This is a genomic window from Vibrio cidicii (assembly GCF_009665415.1).
Taxonomy (GTDB): Bacteria; Pseudomonadota; Gammaproteobacteria; order Enterobacterales; family Vibrionaceae; genus Vibrio; species Vibrio cidicii.
In genome coordinates, this window is sequence record NZ_CP035921.1 from 2,436,324 (window position 1) to 2,459,226 (window position 22,903).

A 22,903-nucleotide genomic window follows, 5' to 3' on the forward strand; every position below is an offset into this window, starting at 1 on the left:
ATGTCTCCGAATATGGAAAAAGTGACGGAATCTTGTGCTTTTGATTTGCGCTTTAAATAGAATATGACGTTGAAAAAAGGCGAAAGCGATAAGTTATATTCGCCTGATACAGCAACATCATTGATTATGGAGTTACCATGAGTAACCAAGCAGTAAATCAAGCGCCCTCTCCGAAGCCGAGCGGAATGGATCGTTTTCTAAACTTTATCGAGCGGGCGGGGAACAAAATTCCAGATCCCGCTATTTTGTTCTTCTGGGCATTAATCATCACGTGGGCCGCGTCTGCTCTGTTGTCGAATGTGACGTTTGACATTCCTAACCCACGCACAGGTGAAGCACTTGCGATTAACAACCTTTTGACTGGCGAATCTTTAGCAAGCTTCCTCGCAAACATGGTGAAAACTTTCACAGGCTTTGCACCGCTTGGCATTGTGTTGGTGGCGATGCTGGGGGTCGGCGTTGCCGACTCTTCGGGCTTTATCACCACAGGTCTGAAGAAAATGCTCAACTTCACCCCTGCGAAATTGCTCACACCAATGCTGATTTTGGTTGCGATCGTATCGCACACCGCAGCGGACGCAGGCTACGTACTGGTGATTCCACTGGGCGGGATTATCTTCCATGCAGCGGGCCGACACCCTCTGGCGGGGATTGCGGCGGCGTTTGCCGGCGTATCCGGTGGCTTTTCTGCCAACTTTATTCCTTCTGGTATCGATCCTCTGTTGGCTGGCTTTACTCAGACCGCTGCGCAAGTGCTTGATCCTCAATACGTGGTTAACCCTCTGGCCAATATTTTCTTCACAGGTCTTTCCTCAGTACTTATCGTCGCGATTGGTTGGTATGTGACCGAGAAAATCATCGAACCCCGTTTGCAGCATATGCCTGTAGACGTGGATGCCGAAGAAGCGCCTGATCTTGGTTCGTTCACTGACATTGAGTCGAAAGCTTTCCGTTACGCGGGCTGGGCGATGTTGGTTGGCATTGCGCTTTTAGTGGTGGCGTTGCTGCCAGAGAACTCGGCTCTGCGCTCTCCAGAAGGGGAAATCACCGCGTTTTCTGCGCCGATCATGAAATCGATTGTGCCACTGATCTTCATCCTATTTATTATTCCGGGCTATGTGTACGGCAAAGTGTCGGGCACATTTAAAACCAGCAATGACATCATCAAAGCGATGGCGGATACCATGTCGACCATGGGCGCTTATATCGTCATGTCGTTCTTCTGCGCTCAGTTTCTTGCTGCGTTTGCACAATCCAATTTGGGTACCATGCTGGCGCTTTACGGCGCAGAAGGGCTTAAAGCGATGAACTTGCCCGGTGAAGCGACCATCGTTGGCATGATCTTGTTAACCGCTTCAGTTAACTTGTTGATCGGCTCTGCGTCTGCCAAATGGGCGTTGATCGGCCCTATCCTAGTGCCAATGCTGATGGCGGTGGGGATTTCTCCTGAGCTGTCTCAGGCGGCTTACCGTGTGGGCGATTCTGTGTCCAACATCATTTCACCGTTGATGGTGTTCTTCCCGCTGGTGGTGGTGTACTGCCAACGCTACGTGAAAGCGACGGGGATCGGCACACTGGCGTCGCTGATGATGCCATTCTCGATTGCGATGCTGATTGGCTGGACGTTATTCCTGCTTGCTTACTGGGCATTGGGCATTCCGCTTGGTATTCAGGCGCCATACACCTACAGCATGTAAATAAAAGAAAAGCCCGCGACAGCGGGCTTTTTCATATCAGTGCCGTTAGTCGGCTTTGAGGTATTTCGCGTGAAACGCCAAATGATCGGCAATGAAGCTTTGAATAAAGAAGTAGCTGTGGTCATAACCAGGATGCATTCTCAGCGTGAAATCAATATCCCTCTCTTTAGCGACGCTCATCAGAGTTTCCGGCTGGAGCTGCTCTTGCAGGAAGCTATCCGCTTCGCCCTGATCAATCAGAATGGGGGTGCGCACCAAGTGCGATTTAAACAGTTCGACCGCGTCGTAGTGTTCCCAGGCCGATTTGTCGTCGCCCAGATAATGGCGAAACGCTTTCTGACCCCATGGCACTGCCATCGGATGGCAGATAGGGCTGAAGGCAGAAATTGAGGTGTAGTGGTTCTGGTTTTTCGCACCAATGGTCAATGCGCCGTGGCCTCCCATACTGTGGCCGGAAATCGCCTTACGCGTGCTGACCGGAAAATGGGTTTCGATAAGCGCTGGTAATTCATCAACGATGTAACTGTACATCTGATAGTTGGCTTTCCATGGCTCCTGCGTCGCATTAAGGTAAAAACCTGCACCCAAGCCGAAATCGTACGCACCGTCGGGATCATCCGGTACGTGCTCGCCACGGGGACTGGTGTCCGGTGCGACAATCGCAATGCCGAGTTCAGCCGCTTTTTGAAACGCGGCGGCTTTTTGCATGAAGTTTTCATCGGTGCAGGTCAGCCCGGACAACCAGTACAATACGGGGACTGGTGTGCCCGCAGTAGCTTGAGGCGGCAGATAAATCGCAAAGCGCATGTCGCAGCTCAACACGTCCGAATGATGCTGATACTGTTTGTGCCAGCCATCAAACACTTTGGCCTGAGTAAGATTGGTTAAACTCATGGTGACTCCTTTGACGAGGTATTGCCTGCCCAGACAATGTTGCAGCTTTGCTGGCTGCAACATTCTATTATCCGGTCAGCATCGCCCGTCATTGCTGAGGGTTGGCGATTATTTGAAATGGATCACCGAGCGAATGCTTTCACCCGAATGCATCAGCTCAAACGCTTGGTTGATCTCGTCGAGCGGCATGGTGTGAGTAATAAACTCCTGCAGACCAAATTCACCCGCCAGATACTGTTCAACAATACCCGGCAGTTGTGAACGACCTTTCACGCCGCCAAATGCGCTGCCGCGCCATACTCGGCCAGTCACCAGCTGGAATGGACGGGTAGAGATCTCCTGACCTGCGCCCGCAACACCAATGATGACGGATTCGCCCCAACCTTTGTGACAGCATTCCAGCGCCTGGCGCATCACGTTCACGTTGCCGATACATTCGAACGAGAAGTCGACGCCGCCGTCAGTCATCTCGATGATAACGTCCTGAATCGGCTTATCGAATTTCTGTGGGTTGATGCAGTCGGTCGCACCCAGTTGTTTCGCCAGTTCGAATTTCTTCTCATTGATATCGATACCAATAATACGGCTCGCGCCAACCATTCGAGCGCCGATGATCGCGGACAAGCCGATACCACCCAGACCAAAGATGGCAACGGTGTCGCCTTTTTTCACTTTGGCGGTGTTCATGACTGCGCCCATACCCGTGGTCACGCCACAACCCAGCAGACAGATCTCTTCCAGTGGTGCTTCTTTGTTGACTTTCGCTAAAGAGATTTCTGGCAGCACGGTGTATTCAGAGAAGGTCGAACAGCCCATGTAGTGGAAAATGGGCTCGCCATCTTTGTAGAAACGCGTCGTGCCGTCTGGCATCAAGCCTTTGCCCTGAGTGGCACGCACAGCGCTACACAGGTTGGTTTTGCCTGATTTACAGAACTTACATTCGCCACATTCGGCGGTGTAGAGTGGAATGACGTGATCGCCCACTTCCACGCTGGTGACGCCTTCACCAACCATTTCAACGATACCACCGCCTTCATGGCCAAGGATCGCCGGGAATACGCCTTCAGGATCATCACCAGACAGGGTAAACGCGTCCGTGTGGCAAACGCCCGATGCGACGATACGCACCAGCACTTCGCCTTTACGTGGCAGCATAACGTCCACTTCTTCCATCTTCAGTGGCTGATTTGGGCCCCAGGCAACCGCGGCACGAGATTTAATGAATTTGTCTTGAGACATGGAGTGATTCCTTTTCATACATTGCAATCGAGTGGGGGGCGCGGCTAAACGCCCAACCAAGATTGTCAGTATAGTCCTTTCATTTGGCGGTATAATTGGGTCAAAATGAGAATGACTTTTACGGCATTGTAATAATCAGCAACGGATAAGATGAAATGGCGAGTTGGGAAGGGGTGAGTGAATTTGTTGCCGTCGCAGAGACAGGCAGTTTTACTCAGGCAGCAAAACGCTTGGTAACCTCGGTGGCGAATGTCAGCCGAAGGATTGCGTTGCTGGAAGAGCGGTTGGGGGTCAAGTTGCTGCTGCGTACGACGCGTAAAGTCTCGCTCACCGAAGCCGGTCAGGTGTATTACCAGCAATGCCGTGCATTGCTGGAGGGGCTGGAGCAGGCTGAGCTGACGGTGACTCAGATGCAACAAACGCCGAGAGGTAAATTGAAAGTGACGGCGCCGGTTACCTACGGCGAACAGAAAATTGCGCCGTTGCTGAACGACTTCTTGCTGCAGCATCCGAAGCTGGAGTTGGAATTGGTTCTGACCAACCAGAAACTGGATTTGATTGAGCAGGGCGTGGATGTCGCGGTGCGTCTTGGTCAGTTGGACGATTCCAGCTTTATTGCCCGCCGCCTGAGTAATCGCCATTTGTATGTCTGTGCGACGCCGGACTATCTTGCCCAATGTGGCACGCCGCACACTCTGTCTGAACTGACTAAACACAGTTGTCTGGTCGGGACATACGATCACTGGCGTTTCAAAGAAAATCAGCAGTCGCGCTCGATTCGTGTCAAAGGACGCCTCAGTTGCAGCAGCGGCGTCGTGCTGTTAGATGCCGTGCTCAAAGGTATGGGGCTGGCGCAATTGCCGGATTATTACGTCGAAGAGCATCTGCTTTCGGGCCGTTTGGTCGAAGTGCTGCCAAGCTATCGTGATGACCGGGAAGGGGTCTGGGCGCTTTATCCGCAAAACCGCCATTTATCGCCGAAAGTGCGTTTGCTGGTGGATTATCTGGCGCAGCATTTATCTGCACCGGCGATGCCGCTATAATTGCGCCCCCAACAGATGAGGTTTCCATGACAGATACAACCGCCACTTTTACCCCTGAAGATGAACATTTCATGCGCCGAGCGATGGAACTTGCCCAGCAGGCTGAAGCAGAAGGTGAAGTGCCCGTCGGTGCGTTGCTGGTCAAGGATGGTGAGATCATTGCGGAAGGATGGAACCGTTCCATTGGTGCCTGCGATGCCACTGCGCACGCCGAAATTCAAGTGCTGCGCAAAGCGGGTGCGACGCTGCATAACTATCGTCTGCTCGATACTACCTTGTATGTGACGCTTGAACCGTGTCCGATGTGTGCGGGTGCCTTGCTGCACAGCCGGGTTAAACGCATCGTCTATGGTGCGCCGGATCTCAAAGCCGGTGCGGCAGGCACAGTGATGGATCTGTTCAGCAGTCAGGCTGCGTATCACTATGCCACGGTGGAAAAGGGGGTGTTGGAAGAGGAATGCCGCCAGCAACTGCAGGCGTTTTTTCAACGTCGGCGCAAAGAGATCAAAGCGCAGAAAGAGGCGTCAAAGCGCGATGCTGGGCAAGATGATGGCGCGACTAACTAACGAGAAGAGAGATAAGCGGGCAAACATCTACCGAGCGTAGATGTTTGCGAATGATTAAGCGTGATTGACAAGATGAACGAAAATACGGTTACGTGCGCTAATTTTTCTTTTAGTGTTGGCTAATTTACGTTTGCGGCGGTTAGCGGCAACGGTTTTATTTAGGCGTTTTGATTGGACACGACGTCTCAACATCACGACCTCCTGCTTACGACAAAAAATCCCCATCAGCTCTGCTTGTTCCCATCACTGGGAGTGAAGAATGAATGGAAATGGTTGATTGAGAACTCAAGCGCAGTGCGCGCTAAAGCCGCCTCTACTGGCTAATAAGGCGCGTTCAGTGACAACGCGCCAGTAAATAGCGAATGGGCGATTTTAGAGAAACCCTTCCCCAAAAATCAATCCACCAAGAGAAAAATCCTCGGCAGGAACTACTTTTCTGCCGAGACAGATGAGAGCTCGGCTTCATCCGACGGTTCAGATGCAACATCCGATATCTCATCGGGGGTGAGTAACTCTTCGCCTTCAAGCGGTGGAATAACCAATATTTCCCCGTCATCATTGGCTTGTAAATAAGATCGTTGCCCCACATGACCGATGATCGACTGATAGTAGCGGCGAATGTTTTCCACGTAATTTCTCGCCTCATCACCACGGGCAAAGCCGTAGCGGGTTTGGCTAAAATATTTCTTCTGCCTTAGCAGTGGCAATCTCTCTTTGACATCGCCCCAAGAGTCGGGGTTAGCGCCCTGTTTTTTGGTCAAGCGGCGCGCGTCCATCATATGACCGAAGCCAACATTGTAAGAGGCCAAGGCAAACCAAATTTTCTCATGCTGGGGAATCGACTCTGGCACTCGCGAAACAATACGGCGCAGATACTCAACGCCGCCTTTGATCGATTGTTCCGGATCAAGGCGATTTCTCACCCCAACACTTTTCGCCGTAGGTAGGGTCAACATCATCATGCCGCGCACACCCGTTGGCGATTTAGCCAGTGGGTTCCAATGGGACTCTTGATAAGCCAATGCAGCGATCAAACGCCAGTCAAATTCCGCCGAATATTGCTCAAACAGCGGTGCCCATTTCGGTAAACGGCTGTCGAGCGCACGAATAAAGGCACGTGTGTCGACGTAATCAAAGGAACCGATGTGGCCGATGTACTTTTCTTCAAGACGCGCCAGCTCCCCCGATTGGTTCACATCGCCAAAGAACTCTATCAACATGGCGTACAGCGATTCATCTGGCGAACGGCGCACAAACCAAGAGACAGGTTGATCTTCCGTCAGCTCAAAAGCCAGAGCAAGGTCTGGATACAAACGCTGGGCAAGAGAGAGCTCAACCGAATCGGTTACGGTAAAACGCAGTTCACCTTGCGAAACCTTTTTCAGCAGATCGTTGGTGTCAGCGTTGGAGATCACTTGGAAGGCAAGCTCGGGGTAATCCTTCTGCAATCTTCTGAGCGTAGAAGCGTACTGAGATTGTTTAACCACTTGCAACGTGGCCGCTGCGGCGTCATTGATGCTGTCATCGCCTTGCGCTTCGCTGCTGGTGTTCTGTTGCTTTTCTGATTGATAGCTAATGAGCTGCTCAAGGTTGCGCGGACGTAAATCGCCATTCTTGTACACCACTTGTTGGCTGACGTAGTAATACGCAGGTCCCGGGCGAAACTGGTTAACGGCATTTTTGCTTTGGCTCAATCCGGTCGCGATCAGGTCAATGTCACCACGCTTGAGCATTGGAAACAGCTCGGCTTGGCGGTAAGCGGGTTTGATTTCCAAACGCACGCCAAGTTGGTCAGCAAATTGACGGGCCAGTTCATAATCTAAGCCGGCTTGACCATCGGGGCCGATGTAGTAAGAGAGCTGGTTATTGAGCGTTCCCACGCGCAGTACGCCGCGTTGTTTGATCTGATCCAGCTCGCTGGCGGGTTTTGACTCTATCTGACAGGCAGAGAGCATCAGCACGGCGGCCGAGAGTAGAAGATAGTGGCGGATTCTGGCGAACGGGATCAAGCGCATTAACGATATTCTCAAGAAGCAATTGGTCCCTTTATATCAAAGCTCGCTGCACTGGCAAAGTAAAAGCCTGATTTCTCATCGCCGATGTTCAAGCAACAGAACATTTTGCCTGTATTGCTAGTTTGACAAAAAAAATGACGCAAACGGTTGCTTTTGCTGTTACATCACAAAAATAAATCCATTATAATGCGCCCGCAAAGGAGAGGTGGAATCGGCATAAGTTCGCAAGTTTTTCATTAAGTTTTTGAATTTATTCCAATATCACCTTAATCAATTGCATAAGAGACCTAAGCACATGAGAATTTTGCGTGGCTCCCCAGCTCTTTCTGAGTTTCGTGTTAACAAACTTCTGGAACTTTGTCGTGAACAAGCCCTGCCTGTGAGCGGTATTTACGCTGAGTTCATGCACTTTGCCGACCTCAAAACCGAGTTAGACGCTCAGGAACTGGAAAAGTTAGAGAAGCTGCTGACTTACGGTCCAACCATTCAAGAACACGAGCCACAGGGCTTACTCCTGCTGGTGACGCCTCGTCCGGGCACTATTTCTCCTTGGTCTTCTAAAGCAACGGATATTGCGCACAACTGTGGTCTGGCGTCGATCAAACGTCTGGAACGCGGTACGGCATACTACGTTGAGAGCGAAGTGGCGCTGACGCAAGAGCAGGTAACCACTCTGCAAGCCTTGCTGCACGATCGCATGATGGAAGTGGTGTTCACGGAACTCGACGCGGCACAAGCGCTATTTAGCGTGGCAGAGCCAGCGCCAATGACTCAGGTGGATATCCTCTCTGGTGGTCGTGTTGCGCTGGAAGAAGCCAACGTTTCCCTTGGTCTGGCACTGGCGGAAGATGAAATTGATTACTTGGTGGAGAACTTCATCAAGCTGGGTCGTAACCCGAATGACATCGAGCTGATGATGTTTGCTCAGGCGAACTCTGAGCACTGTCGTCACAAAATTTTCAATGCGGATTGGACTATTGACGGTGTTGATCAGGACAAATCGCTGTTCAAGATGATCAAGAACACCTTCGAAACCACGCCGGATCACGTGCTGTCTGCCTACAAAGACAACGCGGCGGTAATGACCGGTTCGAAAGTCGGCCGTTTCTTCCCGGATCCGGACTCACGTCAATACACTTACCACCACGAAGACGCCCACATTCTGATGAAAGTGGAAACGCACAACCACCCAACGGCGATTTCGCCTTGGCCAGGTGCGTCAACCGGTAGCGGCGGTGAAATTCGTGATGAAGGCGCAACCGGTATCGGCGGTAAGCCAAAAGCGGGTCTGGTGGGCTTTACGGTATCTAACCTGCGCATCCCTGACTTTGTTCAGCCTTGGGAAAGTGATTTTGGTAAACCAAGCCGCATCGTGAGCGCGCTGGATATCATGATTGAAGGTCCTCTGGGCGGCGCGGCATTCAACAACGAATTTGGTCGTCCAAACCTGCTGGGTTACTTCCGTACTTATGAAGAGAAAGTCACCTCGCACGCGGGTGAAGAGATCCGTGGTTACCACAAGCCAATCATGATTGCTGGCGGCATGGGTAACATTCGTGACGAACACGTACAGAAAAAAGAAATCCCGGTTGGCGCGAAACTGATCGTGCTGGGCGGTCCGGCAATGAACATCGGTCTGGGCGGCGGCGCAGCGTCTTCAATGGCGTCGGGTCAGTCGGCAGAAGATTTGGATTTTGCTTCAGTACAACGTGAAAACCCAGAGATGGAACGTCGTTGTCAGGAAGTGATCGACCGCTGCTGGCAGCTGGGCGATGCGAACCCAATCGCGTTTATCCACGATGTGGGCGCGGGCGGTATCTCGAACGCACTGCCAGAGCTGGTTAACGATGGCGATCGTGGCGGTAAATTCCAGCTGCGTGACGTGCCAAACGATGAACCGGGCATGAGCCCGCTGGAAATCTGGTGTAACGAATCGCAAGAGCGTTATGTGCTGGCGGTTGCGCCGGAGCACATGGCGGCATTTGATGCTATCTGTAAGCGTGAGCGCGCACCCTATGCAGTCGTGGGCGTGGCAACGGAAGAGCGTCATCTGACTCTGGAAGACAGCCACTTCGATAACATGCCAATCGACATGCCGATGGACATTCTGCTTGGCAAACCGCCGAAAATGCACCGTGAAGCGACCACGCTGAAAGTGACCAGCCCAGCGATTGATCGCAGCGGTATCGAACTCAATGAAGCGGTGGATCGCGTGCTGCGTCTGCCGGCTGTGGCTGAGAAAACCTTCCTGATCACCATCGGTGACCGCACCGTGACCGGTCTGGTCGCTCGTGACCAAATGGTTGGTCCTTGGCAGGTGCCAGTGGCCAACTGCGCGGTAACGGCAGCAAGCTACGACACTTACCACGGTGAAGCGATGTCTATGGGCGAGCGCACTCCTGTCGCTCTGCTTGACTTCGGCGCATCGGCGCGCCTGGCGGTGGGTGAGTCTCTGACCAACATCGCGGCAACCGATATCGGCGATATTAAACACATCAAACTGTCAGCGAACTGGATGTCTCCTGCCGGTCACCCGGGTGAAGATGCGGGTCTGTACGAAGCGGTGAAAGCCGTGGGTGAAGAGCTGTGTCCTGCGTTGGGCCTGACCATTCCGGTTGGTAAAGACTCGATGTCGATGAAGACCAAGTGGAACGAGAACGGCGAAAACAAAGAAGTGACCTCGCCGCTGTCGCTCGTCATCACCGCGTTTGCGCGTGTGGAAGATGTGCGTAAGACCATCACACCACAACTGCGTACCGATCTGGGTGAAACATCTCTGGTGCTGGTGGATCTGGGTAACGGTCAGAATCGTCTGGGCGCGACGGCCTTGGCGCAAGTTTACAAGCAGTTGGGTGACAAGCCGGCTGACGTTGACAATGCCGAGCAACTGAAAGGCTTCTTCGATGCGATGCAAACTCTGGTTCGCAACGACAAGTTGGTGGCTTACCACGATAAAGGCGACGGCGGTCTGTTTGTCACGCTGGCTGAAATGGCGTTCGCGGGTCACTGTGGTGTGAAAGCCAACATTGAAACGCTGGGTGACGACGTACTGGCTGCGCTGTTCAACGAAGAGTTGGGTGCGGTAATTCAGGTCAAGAGCGATGAACTGAATGCGGTATTGGCCACGCTGGCGGCTAATGGTCTGGCAGATTGTTCACACGTTATCGGTGAAGTTGACGCATCAGATGCATTTGTGGTGACTTCGGGTGAACAAGTCCTTCTTCAGCGTTCACGTACCGAAATGCGTACCATCTGGGCCGAAACGACACACAAGATGCAAGCAATGCGCGACAACCCAGCGTGTGCCGATCAAGAATTTGCGGCGAAAAAAGACAACTCAGATCCAGGTCTGAACGTGTCACTGAGCTTTGATGTCAACCAAGACGTCGCGGCACCTTACATCGCCGCTTCGATGATCAACACAGGCGCGAAGCCTAAGATGGCGATTCTGCGTGAGCAGGGCGTGAACTCACACGTTGAAATGGCGGCAGCGTTTGACCGTGCGGGCTTTGACGCAGTCGACATTCACATGAGCGACATTCTGACTGGCCAAGCGGTACTGGATGAGTACCAAGGTCTGGTTGCGTGTGGTGGCTTCTCCTACGGTGACGTGCTGGGCGCGGGTGAAGGTTGGGCGAAATCGGTGCTGTTCAATGCACAGGCTCGCGAACAGTTCGAGCAGTTTTTCAACCGTCAGGACACGTTCTCGCTAGGTGTGTGTAACGGTTGTCAAATGCTGTCTAACCTGAAAGATCTGATCCCGGGTGCAGACTTGTGGCCACGTTTCGTGCGCAACGAATCGGAGCGTTTTGAAGCGCGCTTTAGTCTGGTTGAAGTGCAGAAGTCGGATTCTGTGTTCTTCGATGGCATGGCAGGTTCTCGTATGCCGATTGCGGTCTCTCACGGTGAAGGTCGCGTGGAAGTTCGCGACGAAGCGCACCTCAGCGCGATCGAGCAATCAGGCACGGTTGCCGTCCGTTTCGTGGATAACTTCGGCCAGCCGACTCAGCAGTACCCGAACAACCCGAACGGCTCGCCAAATGCGATTACCGGTCTGACAACCAAAGACGGCCGCGTCACCATCATGATGCCGCACCCAGAGCGTGTCTTCCGCACGGTGGCGAACTCATGGCACCCAGATAACTGGGGTGAAAATGGTGCCTGGATGCGTATGTTCCAGAACGCACGTAAGAATCTCGGTTAATCGCCAGTAACAGTACCTTATCTCTTCAACCGCTAGAGCTTTGCTCTGGCGGTTTTTTTATCCAGTGATGGATAGCCAACCTCTTTTATTTGTGCTCTAATACCGCGCTTGCCAAGGGATGGCGTTGATCCCTTAATAATCCCTTAGGAAACTTTCAAATGTCGAAAAACAAAAAATTTGCTATCCGCGTAACTGAAAAACGTGAAGGTTGGGCGGCAGAGATCACTCGTCAAGTGACATCTCGTAAGACAGTTGTCTCCAAGCGCCAAATGGGTTTTGAAAGTGAAGCGCTGGCTCAAGCTTGGGCGGAAAAAGAGCTGGCTGAGTTTGTGCAAAACCAAGTTGTTCGTAACGAGCGCAAAGGCCAAATGCGCAAGGAACGTGAAGCGGAAGCGCTAAGCGCGAAAATTCGTAAAGCTGAATTACGCCGCACACGTGACGCTGAAATGGATGACGAAGAAGACGACGAAGCGTAAGCTCACGCTCTCTGACCAAACAGAAAAGCCCTGATTCGCAATCAGGGCTTTTTTCTTGTGCGCCGAGCATGGCGTTGATCTAGGAGGTGAAAGTCCTCTACGGGCTCAGTCGAGCGAGAACCGTTAGCCTATGCAAGGGTGTTCACCGTGAGGTGAAACCTGAAGGAAGCAAACGGCAAAACTTGGTTGTGACGAACAGAAACCTGATAGTAGGCCTGTACAACTTGGGTAACCTAGCAATAGATAGAATAGCCCAATGCCTCGACGGGAAGTGTGTATAGGTAAATCAGGCATGACCAAGGGAAAGAGCAACGTCTTACCTCGGGAGATCTCATTGCCTGTCTCAGATGAGACTAATACAGCAGTGATGTTGTGTGATGGGCAATGAGAAGTCAGCAGAAGGCATAGTACTTTGAGGAAGTACAACTCAAAGGAAGGCCTGAACTGAATATATCAAGAAGCAGTCACTAGACACTCAATCATGTGGAGTCATAGCAAGATGAAAATCATCTCTACGTCCCAATGGGCAATACCGCAAGTAAAGCTCATGGTCACGAAGAATGACAAGCATGATCGGCGTAGAAAGGAGGACGAGTCTTGGTGACCCCTACTGCGCTGATGGAACAAATCAGCTCCTCAGCGAATTTGAACCATGCCCTTCGACGCGTGAAGAAGAACAAGGGGTGCGCAGGTGTCGACAGACTCGACATCACAGCGACCATTTCTAAACTTCGGCAAGCTTCAAATGGGCAAGCGCTCCGCCAGAGTCTTCTGGACGGAAGCTACCAACCTCAACCTGTTCTGGGTGTAGAAATCCCCAAGCCGAATGGTGGCGTCAGGCAATTAGGTATCCCCACGGTACTGGATAGGATAGTCCAACAGGCGATCACATCAGTACTGTCAGACATCTATGAGCCGAGGTTCTCCAACAGCAGCTACGGGTTCAGGCCGAACCGCAGTGCGCATCATGCGCTTGCGGCAGCAAGCCGCTATATCAGAGAAGGGCGGGGTTATGTAGTGGATATCGATCTAGCCAAATACTTCGACACGGTGAACCATGATAGGCTGATGCGCAGATTATCTAAGGACATTAGTGATAAACGAGTATTAAAGCTCATCAGGTCCTATCTACAGGCAGGCTTAATGCGAGATGGGTTAGTAGAGCGAAGACAACGAGGAACACCACAGGGTGGGCCATTATCTCCGTTACTTTCCAATATCGTATTAGATGAACTGGACAAAGAGTTAGAGCGAAGAGGGCATAAGTTCTGTCGATATGCAGATGACTGCCAAATCTACGTTCGTAGTGAGGAAGCCGCCCATCGAGTCAAAGAGTCGATAACGGAGTTCTTGGAGCAGAAGCTAAAGCTCACGGTAAATCGAGAGAAAAGTGCAGCAACAAGAGTGACGGAGCGAGCCTACCTAAGTCATAGCTTCAAGATAGACGGAACTCTCCTGATATCAAAACCGGCACAAGCTCAAATGAAGCAGCGAGTGCGGAAAATAACGAAGCGAAATCGAGGTCGAGAGTTGTCGGTAATCATCACCGAGTTAACCCAATACCTACGAGGTTGGCAGCACTACTTCAAGCTCGCCCTAGGTCAAAGTGCGATGCAGCGCTTGGACGAATGGATACGGCGTCGGTTGAGATGCTACCGCCTGAAACAGCGCAAACGCAGATACAGCATAGCGACATGGTTACAACGCCAAGGTGTAACAGAGCGAAATGCGTGGAAGCTGGCGATGTCAGATAAAGGGTGGTGGCACTTAGCCCTCTCGCCCCAGTTGAATCACGCCATGCCAATCAAATGGTTCAAGGAGAGGGGATTGTACTCATTGAGAGATGGGTATGAGTCACTAAAGGTATATTCGGAACCGCCGTATGCGACCCACGCTTGTACGGTGGTGTGAGAGGATGGAGGCCGTGAGGCCTCCTCCTACTCGATTTCATCTTTTGGCGTTGCCGTTTTTATTCGAAGCAATCGGATGAAATCGACAGGCTGAGTGAAGCGTCGTTTTTTACGACATACGGCGGTTGATTACCCCATTTACCTGATGGTACAAGCGTTTGCTGATAAATCTGTCTGCTCTTATGCTTTGGTAGATCAATATGTTGCAAGCCATCCGACAGATCGTTGGCTTCACCGTAATCGAAATCTAAGTGAGAAGTGGCTTTTTCTTTTTGTGACAAAATGCACTTGGCTCGATTTTGTACACCGTCGATTTGCCATTCAACCTGAGTGGGCCGTGCATCCAGATCTAAGTCCGTTGGCGCTGTTTGAGCTAAAAGGTCAGTATCGTTGTTTAGTCGTTGAACGGTGAACTGTTCTTGTAGGTACTGGGCTATTTTGCCACTTGGCTCTCCAGCAGAGTGTGCGAAAAGAGAGGGGCTCAGCAGCATAGCGCTGAGCGAGAGATGGAAACGTTTGGGTAGCATTGAATCAGAATCGACACTGGAAATAACATCCAAACATCATAAAGACGAATTAAACACTGTTCAATTATGATTTTGTATTGATTTGTATGGCCCCAGTAAAAACCGGGGCGAGCTTACAATGGGATCTGCCCGGTGGTGATGGTGTCAGTGTCGGCGTCGACCAACTCTTCAATATAGCTTTCAACCACTTGTTCTACTGAGTCATCGTCTTGACGGAAGTAGGCAATATGAAAGATGGCATCGCCTTCATTCACCAGAGGTAGCGTTTGTTGGCCAATCACAATCCCGCCTTTCGGTGCTAGCAGCTCAACTTCATCATGACCAAGGGGAGAGCTGATGTAGGCGAGTGTTTCTCCTTTCTCTACCTTGGCACCGAGGTTGACCACAGTGCGCAGAATGCCGTTGCCCGAAGCGCGTACCCAACTGGTTGATTTGGCAATCACCGGATCAGGGAAGCGTTTACGGCTGGCGCGCAGCATGCCAATGGACTGCATCACCCGTTTGACACCATGCACACCGGCGCTGATAGAAAGCGGATCAAAACGTAGCGCTTCACCTGCTTCATAGGTTAAGACCGGAATTTGACACTTTTCTGCTTCCGAGCGAAGGGAGCCATCGCGCAACGCAGAATCGACGATCACGGGGGCTGCAAAAGCTTTGGCGATCTTCAGTGTCTCAGGATTGCTGAGATTGGCTCGGATCTGCGGCAGGTTGGTACGGTGAATCGCCCCTGTATGCAGATCGATTATATAGTCCGCTCTTAGCGCTATATTGTTGAAAAACGTATGGGCCATACGTGATGCCAGCGCCCCTTTTTCACTGCCCGGAAAACAGCGATTAAGATCGCGCCTGTCTGGTAAATAGCGTGATTTATGAATGAAACCAAAGACGTTGACGATCGGAACGGCTATCACTGTGCCACGGATTTTTTGTGGATCTAAGCTGTTGATGAGCTGGCGAACAATTTCCACCCCATTGAGTTCGTCGCCGTGAATCGCCGCGTTGACCATGATAACTGGTCCCGCATAGCGGCCGTTGATCACTTCAATCGGAATCGACAGAGGTGAGTGCGTGTAGAGCTGAGCCGCATCTAACTCAATCTCTTCTCTCTGCCCCGGTTTAATCTTATGCCCCAAAATCTCAAATATCTTATTTTTCTTATTGCGAACCATAGTACTTCCTGCCTTTTTTATTCCACTGACTCTAACACGCAACCTATATCAAACCATTCGACCTTATTAAGATTACGATAAAAACTGCTAATCGTTGATTTCCTTTTTCCTGATTTTTGTCGAAAAGCGGTTAATGGAGCTTACATGGAATTTTCTTGGTTAATCCCTAAGGATTAAATATATATCATTGTTATATAAGAAATATATTTTTTACATTGCTCTACGAGCATGAGATTTTCTTACTTTGATGAAGGTTTTTACATGCGCTAATATGCGCCCCCAATTTCTGTTCTTCAAATGACAACTCGAGGTAAATATGAAAAAGACGATCACTAAAGTGGTGACATTGTCAGTAGCAGCAATGGCATTGTCTGGCTGTGTAGGTAGCAATGCAGTAACGGGTTACGTTATGGGGTTCAATTTAAAAGCTGTTGATAATCGTTATGCTCGTGGTGGTCTAAATATGTTGTTGGCACCAGTGTACGGTTTGGCTGTTGCAGCCGATTACATCGTGTTCAACTCCCTTGAATTCTGGACGGGTAAAAACCCACTCAATGGTAAGCCTCATATTTTTGATACAAAAATGGATACCTACATCGATGTTAATCACCAGTTGGATGACTCGCTAAAAACAGCTCCGATTGCTCCATTGACAAAGCACCGCTCGATTGAGCAAGGCACGATGCAGCCAATCGATGAGAATACGGTACAAATGGACATCACTTACAATAACGGTGAAAAAGCGACGTTGACAGGCATTCGTGATGGAGAATCTGTGACTTACTACATCAATGGTAAGATGGTTGCGCAAACATCTATGGATGAGTTAGCGGCTTACGCTCGAAGTTGAGTTTGTTCTTAGCCAGCAAATAACCAACGGGCGTTAGGTTCTCGCCCGTTGGTTTGCGTTTTATGCTTTCTCTGGAATGGCTTCTAGTAAAGCAACCATTTGATCCCAGTAAAGTTGGACGGTATCAATCTTCACTTTCTCATCGGGTGAATGAGGGAACTTAATCGTTGGACCGAAAGAAACCATGTCCATGTGAGGGTAAGGTTTTTTAAACAGACCACATTCCAAACCTGCGTGGATTACCATGATGTTCGGCTTGTGGCCGTAAATGCCTTGGTACATGTCACGGAAGATAGCCATGATTTCAGAATCGGCGTCTGGCTTCCAACCTGGGTACGCGCCAGAAAGTTCAATACGTGCTCCGGCAAGCTCTGCCACTGATTTCAGCATGCTTTCCACTTGAGTACGGCCTGAATCGATCAGTGAGCGAACCAGACACAACACGCTTACTTCATTCTCATCGGTTTTGATCACACCGACATTGAGCGATGTTTCAACTACGCCTTCAATCTCATCACTCATGCGCATTACGCCATTTGGACAAGCGTTGAGCGCGGCAATCAAACGCTGTTGATCGGCCATCACCAACACTTGTGCGTCACTGGATGCTTCTTGATTAAAGGTCACCAAATTGGTTTCGACTTTACCGAGCTCAGATTTGAGCAGCTCAGTGTAAAACTCAAACAGTTCGGCCAGTTTGCTGAGGTTTTCCTCAGGCAGCGCAACGGTGACAAAAGCCTCGCGAGGGATGGCATTTCTTAAGCTACCACCACGGAACTCAATCAGACGCATGTCGAGTTCATTGGCATGGCCAGCTAAAAAGCGTGCCATCAGTTTGTTGGCGTTGCCACGACCTGTGTGAATATCACAGCCTGAGTGGCCGCCTTTGAGCCCTTTAAGGATAAGTTGGCGGGCAACATAACCTTGTGGTAGCGCTTCACGTTGGATATCAAACAACAGCTCTGCATTAATGCCACCTGCACAGCCCATGTAGACTTCGCCTTCTTGCTCTGAGTCGGTATTGAGTAGAATCTCACCTTCCAACCAACCTGCTTCAAGGCCGAATGCGCCAGTCATGCCCGCTTCTTCATCAATGGTTAGCAGTACTTCAATTGGGCCGTGTTTGATCTCGCTTGATGCCAATACAGCCAGGCAAGATGCCATACCGATGCCGTTATCTGCGCCAAGCGTGGTTCCTTTTGCGGTTACCCATTCACCATCAATGTATGGCTGGATAGGATCGCGGGTAAAGTCATGATCGGTGTCTTCATTCTTCTGTGGAACCATATCGATGTGTGCTTGCAGCACAACACCTTTTTTATTTTCCATACCCGCGGTGGCTGGTTTTTTAATAAATACATTGCCCGTTGGATCACGGCGAACTTCTAAACCTTGCTCCGTTGCCCAAGTCACTATGTACTGCGCGAGCGCTTCTTCATGTTTAGATGGATGAGGGATAGAACAAATTTTGTCGAAAAACTGCCAAAGGGGAGTGGGGGACAGACTACTGATTTCAGAATGGAATTCAGACACGGATGACTCCTTTACATATTATTTGCCAGAAGGCGTACTGCAGCAGACCGATTTCTGCACATAAATGCCCAGCCTGCTGATAATAAATCAGCAGCAAGCATACCACTAGCAGAGTATGGCGAGTAGTTGCGTTGATGATGCGCTTACAACGAGAGTGTCACATTCTGTGAACGTTCACCTGTCTATTTGTGTACGTTTTGTGGCTTCTTTTCGTTATGCAAAGTGCTGAATGATATTTTTGTAATTTAATTACGTTAAAAAATTGATGATAGTCAATAAATGAAATTTATGTGATAAAAGTCACTAAAAAACTTGTAATAAAATTTCTTAGTGGTATATTTATAACCAACTTCTTAAGCGAAGAAAGAAATGCTCAAAGGATGAGTCCGTTTTATCGCCTCCAAGGAACCGAGAAATCAAACATGTCTTATTGATTTAGTAAAGGTGATAGTTATGAAAGGTTTAGCTTCTGCAATGTTTTGGTCCAACCACTCGGTTTACACCAGCAACTTTGCTTACCCAACAAGCTTTGGTTACAAATAATCCAGTTAACCAACGGCATGTGACCCTGAACAGTTTGTTCACCCCTATAAATTGGAATTTTCTTTCAGTAATAGCGCTGACATGATTCTACCGCCACTCTTGTTGAGTGGCGTTTTTTTATGTCTGCATTTTCTCCCGCGTCGATTTCTCCTCTATGCATTTTATTGACTGCATTTGGTCTGTTTGACCGCATTTTTGTAATGCAAAAACGGCAAAGCGGTCGATTTATTTATTGAAAGTTTATGACATTGTCGATTTTTTCCACAACACAATTCTTAAAGCTGTTGTTTTTTCTTATTGTTTTATAAAGAAAAATATCATTACCTATCGTTTGATTTACTTTTTCTGTCTTTGAAGCCAGTGAAATCTCGATTCGAGTAAAAAATCTATCTGGAATTTGTTATTTGATAACTTTATAATCGGCAGCCAATCGATTACGCAACCGTTTACTTTTTACCCTTACAGGATTCGATTATGCTCGAAAGGCTATTTAAACTCAGTGAAAATGGCACCAATGTGCGCACTGAGATCATCGCAGGTGTGACCACCTTTCTAACGATGGCTTACATCATTTTTGTTAACCCAGCGATTCTTGCCGATGCGGGAATGGATCGTGGAGCGGTATTCGTTGCAACCTGTCTTGCTGCGGCGATTGGTTGTTTCATTATGGGCCTGTGGGCTAATTACCCGATCGCACAAGCACCAGGCATGGGCCTGAATGCCTTCTTTACTTACGCAGTAGTGTTGGGGATGGGCTACACTTGGCAAGTCGCTCTAGCGGCGGTGTTTGTATCTGGTGTGCTGTTCATCTTGTTAAGTATCTTTAAGATCCGTGAGTGGATCATTAACTCCATTCCACATGCACTGAGAACGGGTATCTCTGCGGGTATCGGTTTATTTCTAGCCTTTATCGCGCTCAAGAATGCGGGCATTGTCGTTGATAACCCAGCCACCTTGGTGTCAATTGGCCACATTACTTCGCTGGCTCCGGTTCTAGCTTCTATCGGTTTCTTCCTCACTATCGCTTTGGTGCATCGCGGCGTCAAAGGTGCCGTAATGATCGCTATTCTTGCGGTAACCGGATTAGGTCTGGTTTTTGGTGACGTGCAATGGGCGGGTGTGATGTCAACGCCACCAAGTATTGCTCCGACGTTCTTACAGCTAGATTTCTCCGCGGTATTTGAAGTTGGCATGATTTCGGTTGTGTTTGCTTTCCTTTTCGTTGACCTGTTTGACACTGCTGGCACCTTAGTCGGTGTAGCAACTAAAGCGGAACTGATCAAAGAAGACGGCAAAATCCCACGTCTAAACAAAGCACTACTTGCGGACTCGACGGCAACTTCGGTTGGTGCTCTGTTGGGTACTTCCAACACAACCTCTTACATTGAGAGTGTGGCTGGTGTAGCGGCAGGTGGTCGTACTGGTTTGACTGCGGTCGTTGTGGGCGTGCTGTTCCTCTTAGCACTGTTCTTCTCTCCTCTTGCAGGCATGATCCCAGCTTATGCCACCTCGGGTGCTCTTTTCTATGTAGCAATCTTGATGCTTTCGGGCCTAGTGAGCATTGATTGGCGCGACCTTACCGAAGCGGCACCAGTGGTAGTAACCTGTTTGCTCATGCCTCTCACGTTCTCTATCGCAGAAGGCATTTCGCTTGGCTTTATTGCTTACGCGGCCATTAAGCTGTTCAGTGGTAAGGGGCGCGATGTTTCTTTAAGTGTCTGGGTGATGGCGGCGATCTTTATCGTTAAGTATCTTTTCGCTTAATAGCTTTTGCTGCTGCGTTCCGGTAGAATAATCGTTTGCGCAGCTCGAAACCCAGACATTCTATTACTTTTCGGGCTCTCATCATTATGAGAGCCCGAAAACCGTTTGGGGCAACAGATTTTCAAATAATTAGGTTATTACAATGAGCAACAAATTCGTTATTACTTGGGATGCCATGCAAACTTACTGCCGCAAACTGGCTGAGCAACAAATGCCAGCAGAGCAGTGGAAAGGTATCTGGGCCGTGAGTCGCGGTGGTTTGGTTCCTGGTGCTATCTTGGCACGTGAGTTGGGTATTCGCTACGTCGACACGATTTGCATCTCTAGCTACGATCATGATCACCAACGTGACATGACCGTCATCAAAGCGCCTGAGGGCGATGGTGAAGGTTATTTGATCGTTGAAGATTTGGTCGACAGTGGTGACACGGCGCGTAAGTTGCGTGAAATGTATCCAAAAGCGAAATTGATTGCTGTGTGTGCCAAGCCATCAGGCAAAGCGCTGCTCGATGACTACGTTGTTGATATTGCACAAGATACATGGATTGAACAACCTTGGGACATGGCGCTCTCGTATGCAGAGCCAGTCAATCGCAAGCAAAAGTAAAACCGTTGTCAAAGCGTAAAAAAATGGCCCTTGCATGGGCCATTTTTTTTATTGCTGTTATACTGTTTCGCCTAAGTCTTTGATGTTAGCTAAAGTGCCCTGAGTCATGTATGTCTGAAGAAGAAACCAGCAAAAACTTGTCTGAAACTCTGTTTGTGAAGCATAAACAGGCGAAAGAAACCTCGGCATTAACTCAATATATGCCAACCAGCCAGTCACTGCTGGACGAACAGAAAGCCAAAACGGGTTACGCTTGGTACCGCAACTTGCGCCGTTTGCAGTGGGTATGGCAGGGCGTTGACCCTATCGAGCAAGAGCAAGTTTTGGCCTCTATCGCCTCTTCAAAACACTCCCGCACGGATGAGCAGTGGTTGGATACCGTCATGGGGTATCACAGTGGCAACTGGGCTTATGAGTGGACAAAACTGGGGATGTTGCATCAAAAGCGAGCTGCTGAGATGTCTAAGGAAAAAGCGGCAGAAGAGCTGTTTTCCGCCTCACTTTGCTACAGCATTGCCGGATACCCTCACCTTAAAAATGACAATTTAGCCCTGCAAGCTCAGGTGCTGGCAAATCGCGCTTATCTTGAGGCCGCAGAGAAGAGTCAATACATCATCAAGCAACTGGAGATCCCTTACGAAAAGGGCACCATTGTTGCTCATCTGCATTTGACTAATACCGATAAACCGCATCCGGTGGTGATCGTCAGTGCAGGCCTCGACAGCTTGCAAACCGATATGTGGCGACTGTTTCGTGATCATCTGGCTAAACATGACATTGCCATGCTGACGGTAGATATGCCGTCCGTCGGCTACAGCGCCAAATGGCCGTTAACCGAGGACTACAGCTGTCTGCATCAAGCTGTATTGAATGAACTGTTTTCCATTCCTTATGTGGACCATCACCGTGTTGGCCTGATTGGATTTCGTTTTGGTGGCAACACCATGGTGCGTCTATCTTTCCTTGAGCAGGACAAGATCAAAGCGTGTGTGACGCTTGGTGCACCGATTCATCATGTATTTGCTTCACCGCAAAAACTGCAAAGCATGCCGAAGATGTATCTCGATGTCCTCGCTTCGAGGCTTGGTAAAAATGTCGTGGATATTTACAGCCTCTCTGGGCAAATGGCGGCATGGTCTTTAAAAGTGCAAGGATTCCTCTCAAGCCGTAAAACCAAAGTGCCAATCTTGGCAATGAGTTTAGAAGGCGACCCCGTTTCTCCCCATTCAGACAATCAGTTAGTTGCGCTTTACAGCAATTATGGCAAAGCGAAGCAAATTAGCGCCAAAACAATTACACAAGGATATGAGCAATCCCTCGATTTGGCGATAAAGTGGCTGGAAGATGAACTATTAAGGTGACAAATCTCCTAATTTAGTTAAGAGTGAAATATGAGTTTAATAAAATAACCTCATGATAAATAAAAATTATTGTCATTCTTAACATTGAAGAAAATGGAGATTCAATATGTCAGAAGTGACGAATAACCCAACTCATAACCGTTTGTTGACCAAACTGCGTGCAATGGGACCTTACCTGAGAGATCCTCAGTCTAAGGAAGGGCATTACTACTTTGACTGCTTGTCTGTTTGTGTAGATGATCGAAAATCCCCTGAACTGCGTGAGTTTTGGGGTTGGTGGATGGTGCTTGAATCTGTCGAAGGGGGATTCACGGCGAAATACCATGCAGGGAAATACGATACAGACGGAAACTGGCTCAATGAAGCGCTGCCTAAAAAAGTCGCGACGGAAGTGAACCAAACTCAGCACTGTTTTCATGCCAAGCTGGTGAAAACCTTGGATGAACAGTTTAAGTTAACCGTCGCCTATCATGACGAGTCGGTAGAATTTGTCTGATTTTCT

General features: G+C 49.6%; 18 protein-coding genes. 12 read left to right on the forward strand and 6 right to left on the reverse strand.

What is annotated here, in order from left to right; all coding sequences use genetic code 11:
• Positions 1–137 precede the first annotated feature (137 nt).
• Entirely contained in the window at positions 138–1,697 is a 1,560-nt protein-coding gene (locus tag EWA64_RS12200) for an AbgT family transporter (protein WP_061895130.1), read from the forward strand.
• A gap of 45 nt (positions 1,698–1,742) precedes the next feature.
• On the opposite strand, the gene fghA is transcribed toward EWA64_RS12200, so the two are convergent.
• Positions 1,743–2,591 (reverse strand): S-formylglutathione hydrolase, encoded by an 849-nt coding sequence (gene fghA / locus EWA64_RS12205; protein ID WP_061895131.1) that lies wholly within the window; start codon positions 2,589–2,591, stop codon positions 1,743–1,745.
• A 108-nt stretch (positions 2,592–2,699) separates the two neighbouring features.
• Positions 2,700–3,830: an S-(hydroxymethyl)glutathione dehydrogenase/class III alcohol dehydrogenase gene (locus EWA64_RS12210; protein WP_020328115.1), complete on the reverse strand. Its 1,131-nt coding sequence runs from the start codon at positions 3,828–3,830 to the stop codon at positions 2,700–2,702.
• A 155-nt stretch (positions 3,831–3,985) separates the two neighbouring features.
• Between EWA64_RS12210 and EWA64_RS12215 the strand changes: the two genes are divergently transcribed.
• Both EWA64_RS12215 and tadA read left to right on the forward strand, forming a co-directional pair.
• Entirely contained in the window at positions 3,986–4,873 is an 888-nt protein-coding gene (locus EWA64_RS12215) for a LysR substrate-binding domain-containing protein (RefSeq protein WP_020328114.1), read from the forward strand.
• A 26-nt stretch (positions 4,874–4,899) separates the two neighbouring features.
• Positions 4,900–5,439 carry a tRNA adenosine(34) deaminase TadA gene (gene tadA, locus EWA64_RS12220; protein WP_061895132.1) on the forward strand — a complete coding sequence of 180 codons (540 nt, stop codon included), beginning with the start codon at positions 4,900–4,902 and terminating at the stop codon, positions 5,437–5,439.
• 428 nt (positions 5,440–5,867) lie between these two features.
• On the opposite strand, the gene mltF is transcribed toward tadA, so the two are convergent.
• Positions 5,868–7,454, reverse strand: a complete 1,587-nt coding sequence (mltF, locus tag EWA64_RS12225; RefSeq protein WP_061895133.1) for a membrane-bound lytic murein transglycosylase MltF — start codon at positions 7,452–7,454, stop codon at positions 5,868–5,870.
• A 295-nt stretch (positions 7,455–7,749) separates the two neighbouring features.
• On the opposite strand from mltF, the gene purL reads away from it, so the two are divergent.
• From purL to ltrA, 3 genes are all read left to right on the forward strand, one after another.
• Positions 7,750–11,658, forward strand: a complete 3,909-nt coding sequence (gene purL / locus EWA64_RS12230) for a phosphoribosylformylglycinamidine synthase (RefSeq protein ID WP_061895134.1) — start codon at positions 7,750–7,752, stop codon at positions 11,656–11,658.
• 158 nt (positions 11,659–11,816) lie between these two features.
• Positions 11,817–12,134, forward strand: a complete 318-nt coding sequence (locus EWA64_RS12235) for a DUF3622 domain-containing protein (protein WP_045570685.1) — start codon at positions 11,817–11,819, stop codon at positions 12,132–12,134.
• 618 nt (positions 12,135–12,752) lie between these two features.
• Complete coding sequence (gene ltrA, locus EWA64_RS12240) at positions 12,753–14,045, forward strand: group II intron reverse transcriptase/maturase (protein ID WP_061893079.1); 1,293 nt, start codon at positions 12,753–12,755, stop codon at positions 14,043–14,045.
• 58 nt (positions 14,046–14,103) lie between these two features.
• On the opposite strand, the gene EWA64_RS12245 is transcribed toward ltrA, so the two are convergent.
• Positions 14,104–14,571 (reverse strand): hypothetical protein, encoded by a 468-nt coding sequence (locus EWA64_RS12245; protein WP_061893660.1) that lies wholly within the window; start codon positions 14,569–14,571, stop codon positions 14,104–14,106.
• Positions 14,572–14,684: 113 nt separating this feature from the next.
• Positions 14,685–15,743, reverse strand: a complete 1,059-nt coding sequence (locus EWA64_RS12250) for a succinylglutamate desuccinylase/aspartoacylase family protein (protein WP_061897292.1) — start codon at positions 15,741–15,743, stop codon at positions 14,685–14,687.
• Positions 15,744–16,059: 316 nt separating this feature from the next.
• Between EWA64_RS12250 and EWA64_RS12255 the strand changes: the two genes are divergently transcribed.
• On the forward strand, positions 16,060–16,593 hold the full coding sequence (locus EWA64_RS12255) for a DUF3332 domain-containing protein (RefSeq protein WP_061893661.1): 534 nt from the start codon (positions 16,060–16,062) through the stop codon (positions 16,591–16,593).
• 60 nt (positions 16,594–16,653) lie between these two features.
• On the opposite strand, the gene EWA64_RS12260 is transcribed toward EWA64_RS12255, so the two are convergent.
• Positions 16,654–18,126, reverse strand: a complete 1,473-nt coding sequence (locus tag EWA64_RS12260; protein ID WP_061893662.1) for an aminoacyl-histidine dipeptidase — start codon at positions 18,124–18,126, stop codon at positions 16,654–16,656.
• A 453-nt stretch (positions 18,127–18,579) separates the two neighbouring features.
• Here EWA64_RS12260 and vcdP point away from each other — a divergent pair, with 453 nt between their 5' ends.
• From vcdP to crl, 5 genes are all read left to right on the forward strand, one after another.
• Positions 18,580–18,669 carry a small protein VcdP gene (gene vcdP / locus EWA64_RS21285; protein ID WP_483368912.1) on the forward strand — a complete coding sequence of 30 codons (90 nt, stop codon included), beginning with the start codon at positions 18,580–18,582 and terminating at the stop codon, positions 18,667–18,669.
• A 474-nt stretch (positions 18,670–19,143) separates the two neighbouring features.
• Positions 19,144–20,433: an NCS2 family permease gene (locus EWA64_RS12265; protein WP_061893663.1), complete on the forward strand. Its 1,290-nt coding sequence runs from the start codon at positions 19,144–19,146 to the stop codon at positions 20,431–20,433.
• 142 nt (positions 20,434–20,575) lie between these two features.
• Entirely contained in the window at positions 20,576–21,040 is a 465-nt protein-coding gene (gene gpt / locus EWA64_RS12270; RefSeq protein WP_039424401.1) for a xanthine phosphoribosyltransferase, read from the forward strand.
• A gap of 110 nt (positions 21,041–21,150) precedes the next feature.
• Positions 21,151–22,401, forward strand: coding sequence for an esterase FrsA (gene frsA / locus EWA64_RS12275; RefSeq protein WP_061893664.1), 1,251 nt, complete (start codon positions 21,151–21,153; stop codon positions 22,399–22,401).
• A 106-nt stretch (positions 22,402–22,507) separates the two neighbouring features.
• The gene (gene crl, locus EWA64_RS12280) at positions 22,508–22,897 is read left to right on the forward strand and encodes a sigma factor-binding protein Crl (protein ID WP_039424405.1); all 390 of its coding nucleotides are present in this window, start codon (positions 22,508–22,510) and stop codon (positions 22,895–22,897) included.
• Positions 22,898–22,903: the final 6 nt, after the last annotated feature.

What these genes read in the sequence shown, in the direction of transcription:
- EWA64_RS12200 (WP_061895130.1), top strand. Translation starts at nt 138, where the DNA reads ATGAGTAACCAAGCAGTAAATCAAGCGCCCTCTCCGAAGCCGAGCGGA.
- fghA (WP_061895131.1), bottom strand. Translation starts at nt 2,591, where the DNA reads ATGAGTTTAACCAATCTTACTCAGGCCAAAGTGTTTGATGGCTGGCAC.
- EWA64_RS12210 (WP_020328115.1), bottom strand. Translation starts at nt 3,830, where the DNA reads ATGTCTCAAGACAAATTCATTAAATCTCGTGCCGCGGTTGCCTGGGGC.
- EWA64_RS12215 (WP_020328114.1), top strand. Translation starts at nt 3,986, where the DNA reads ATGGCGAGTTGGGAAGGGGTGAGTGAATTTGTTGCCGTCGCAGAGACA.
- tadA (WP_061895132.1), top strand. Translation starts at nt 4,900, where the DNA reads ATGACAGATACAACCGCCACTTTTACCCCTGAAGATGAACATTTCATG.
- mltF (WP_061895133.1), bottom strand. Translation starts at nt 7,454, where the DNA reads ATGCGCTTGATCCCGTTCGCCAGAATCCGCCACTATCTTCTACTCTCG.
- purL (WP_061895134.1), top strand. Translation starts at nt 7,750, where the DNA reads ATGAGAATTTTGCGTGGCTCCCCAGCTCTTTCTGAGTTTCGTGTTAAC.
- EWA64_RS12235 (WP_045570685.1), top strand. Translation starts at nt 11,817, where the DNA reads ATGTCGAAAAACAAAAAATTTGCTATCCGCGTAACTGAAAAACGTGAA.
- ltrA (WP_061893079.1), top strand. Translation starts at nt 12,753, where the DNA reads ATGGAACAAATCAGCTCCTCAGCGAATTTGAACCATGCCCTTCGACGC.
- EWA64_RS12245 (WP_061893660.1), bottom strand. Translation starts at nt 14,571, where the DNA reads ATGCTACCCAAACGTTTCCATCTCTCGCTCAGCGCTATGCTGCTGAGC.
- EWA64_RS12250 (WP_061897292.1), bottom strand. Translation starts at nt 15,743, where the DNA reads ATGGTTCGCAATAAGAAAAATAAGATATTTGAGATTTTGGGGCATAAG.
- EWA64_RS12255 (WP_061893661.1), top strand. Translation starts at nt 16,060, where the DNA reads ATGAAAAAGACGATCACTAAAGTGGTGACATTGTCAGTAGCAGCAATG.
- vcdP (WP_483368912.1), top strand. Translation starts at nt 18,580, where the DNA reads ATGAAAGGTTTAGCTTCTGCAATGTTTTGGTCCAACCACTCGGTTTAC.
- EWA64_RS12265 (WP_061893663.1), top strand. Translation starts at nt 19,144, where the DNA reads ATGCTCGAAAGGCTATTTAAACTCAGTGAAAATGGCACCAATGTGCGC.
- gpt (WP_039424401.1), top strand. Translation starts at nt 20,576, where the DNA reads ATGAGCAACAAATTCGTTATTACTTGGGATGCCATGCAAACTTACTGC.
- frsA (WP_061893664.1), top strand. Translation starts at nt 21,151, where the DNA reads ATGTCTGAAGAAGAAACCAGCAAAAACTTGTCTGAAACTCTGTTTGTG.
- crl (WP_039424405.1), top strand. Translation starts at nt 22,508, where the DNA reads ATGTCAGAAGTGACGAATAACCCAACTCATAACCGTTTGTTGACCAAA.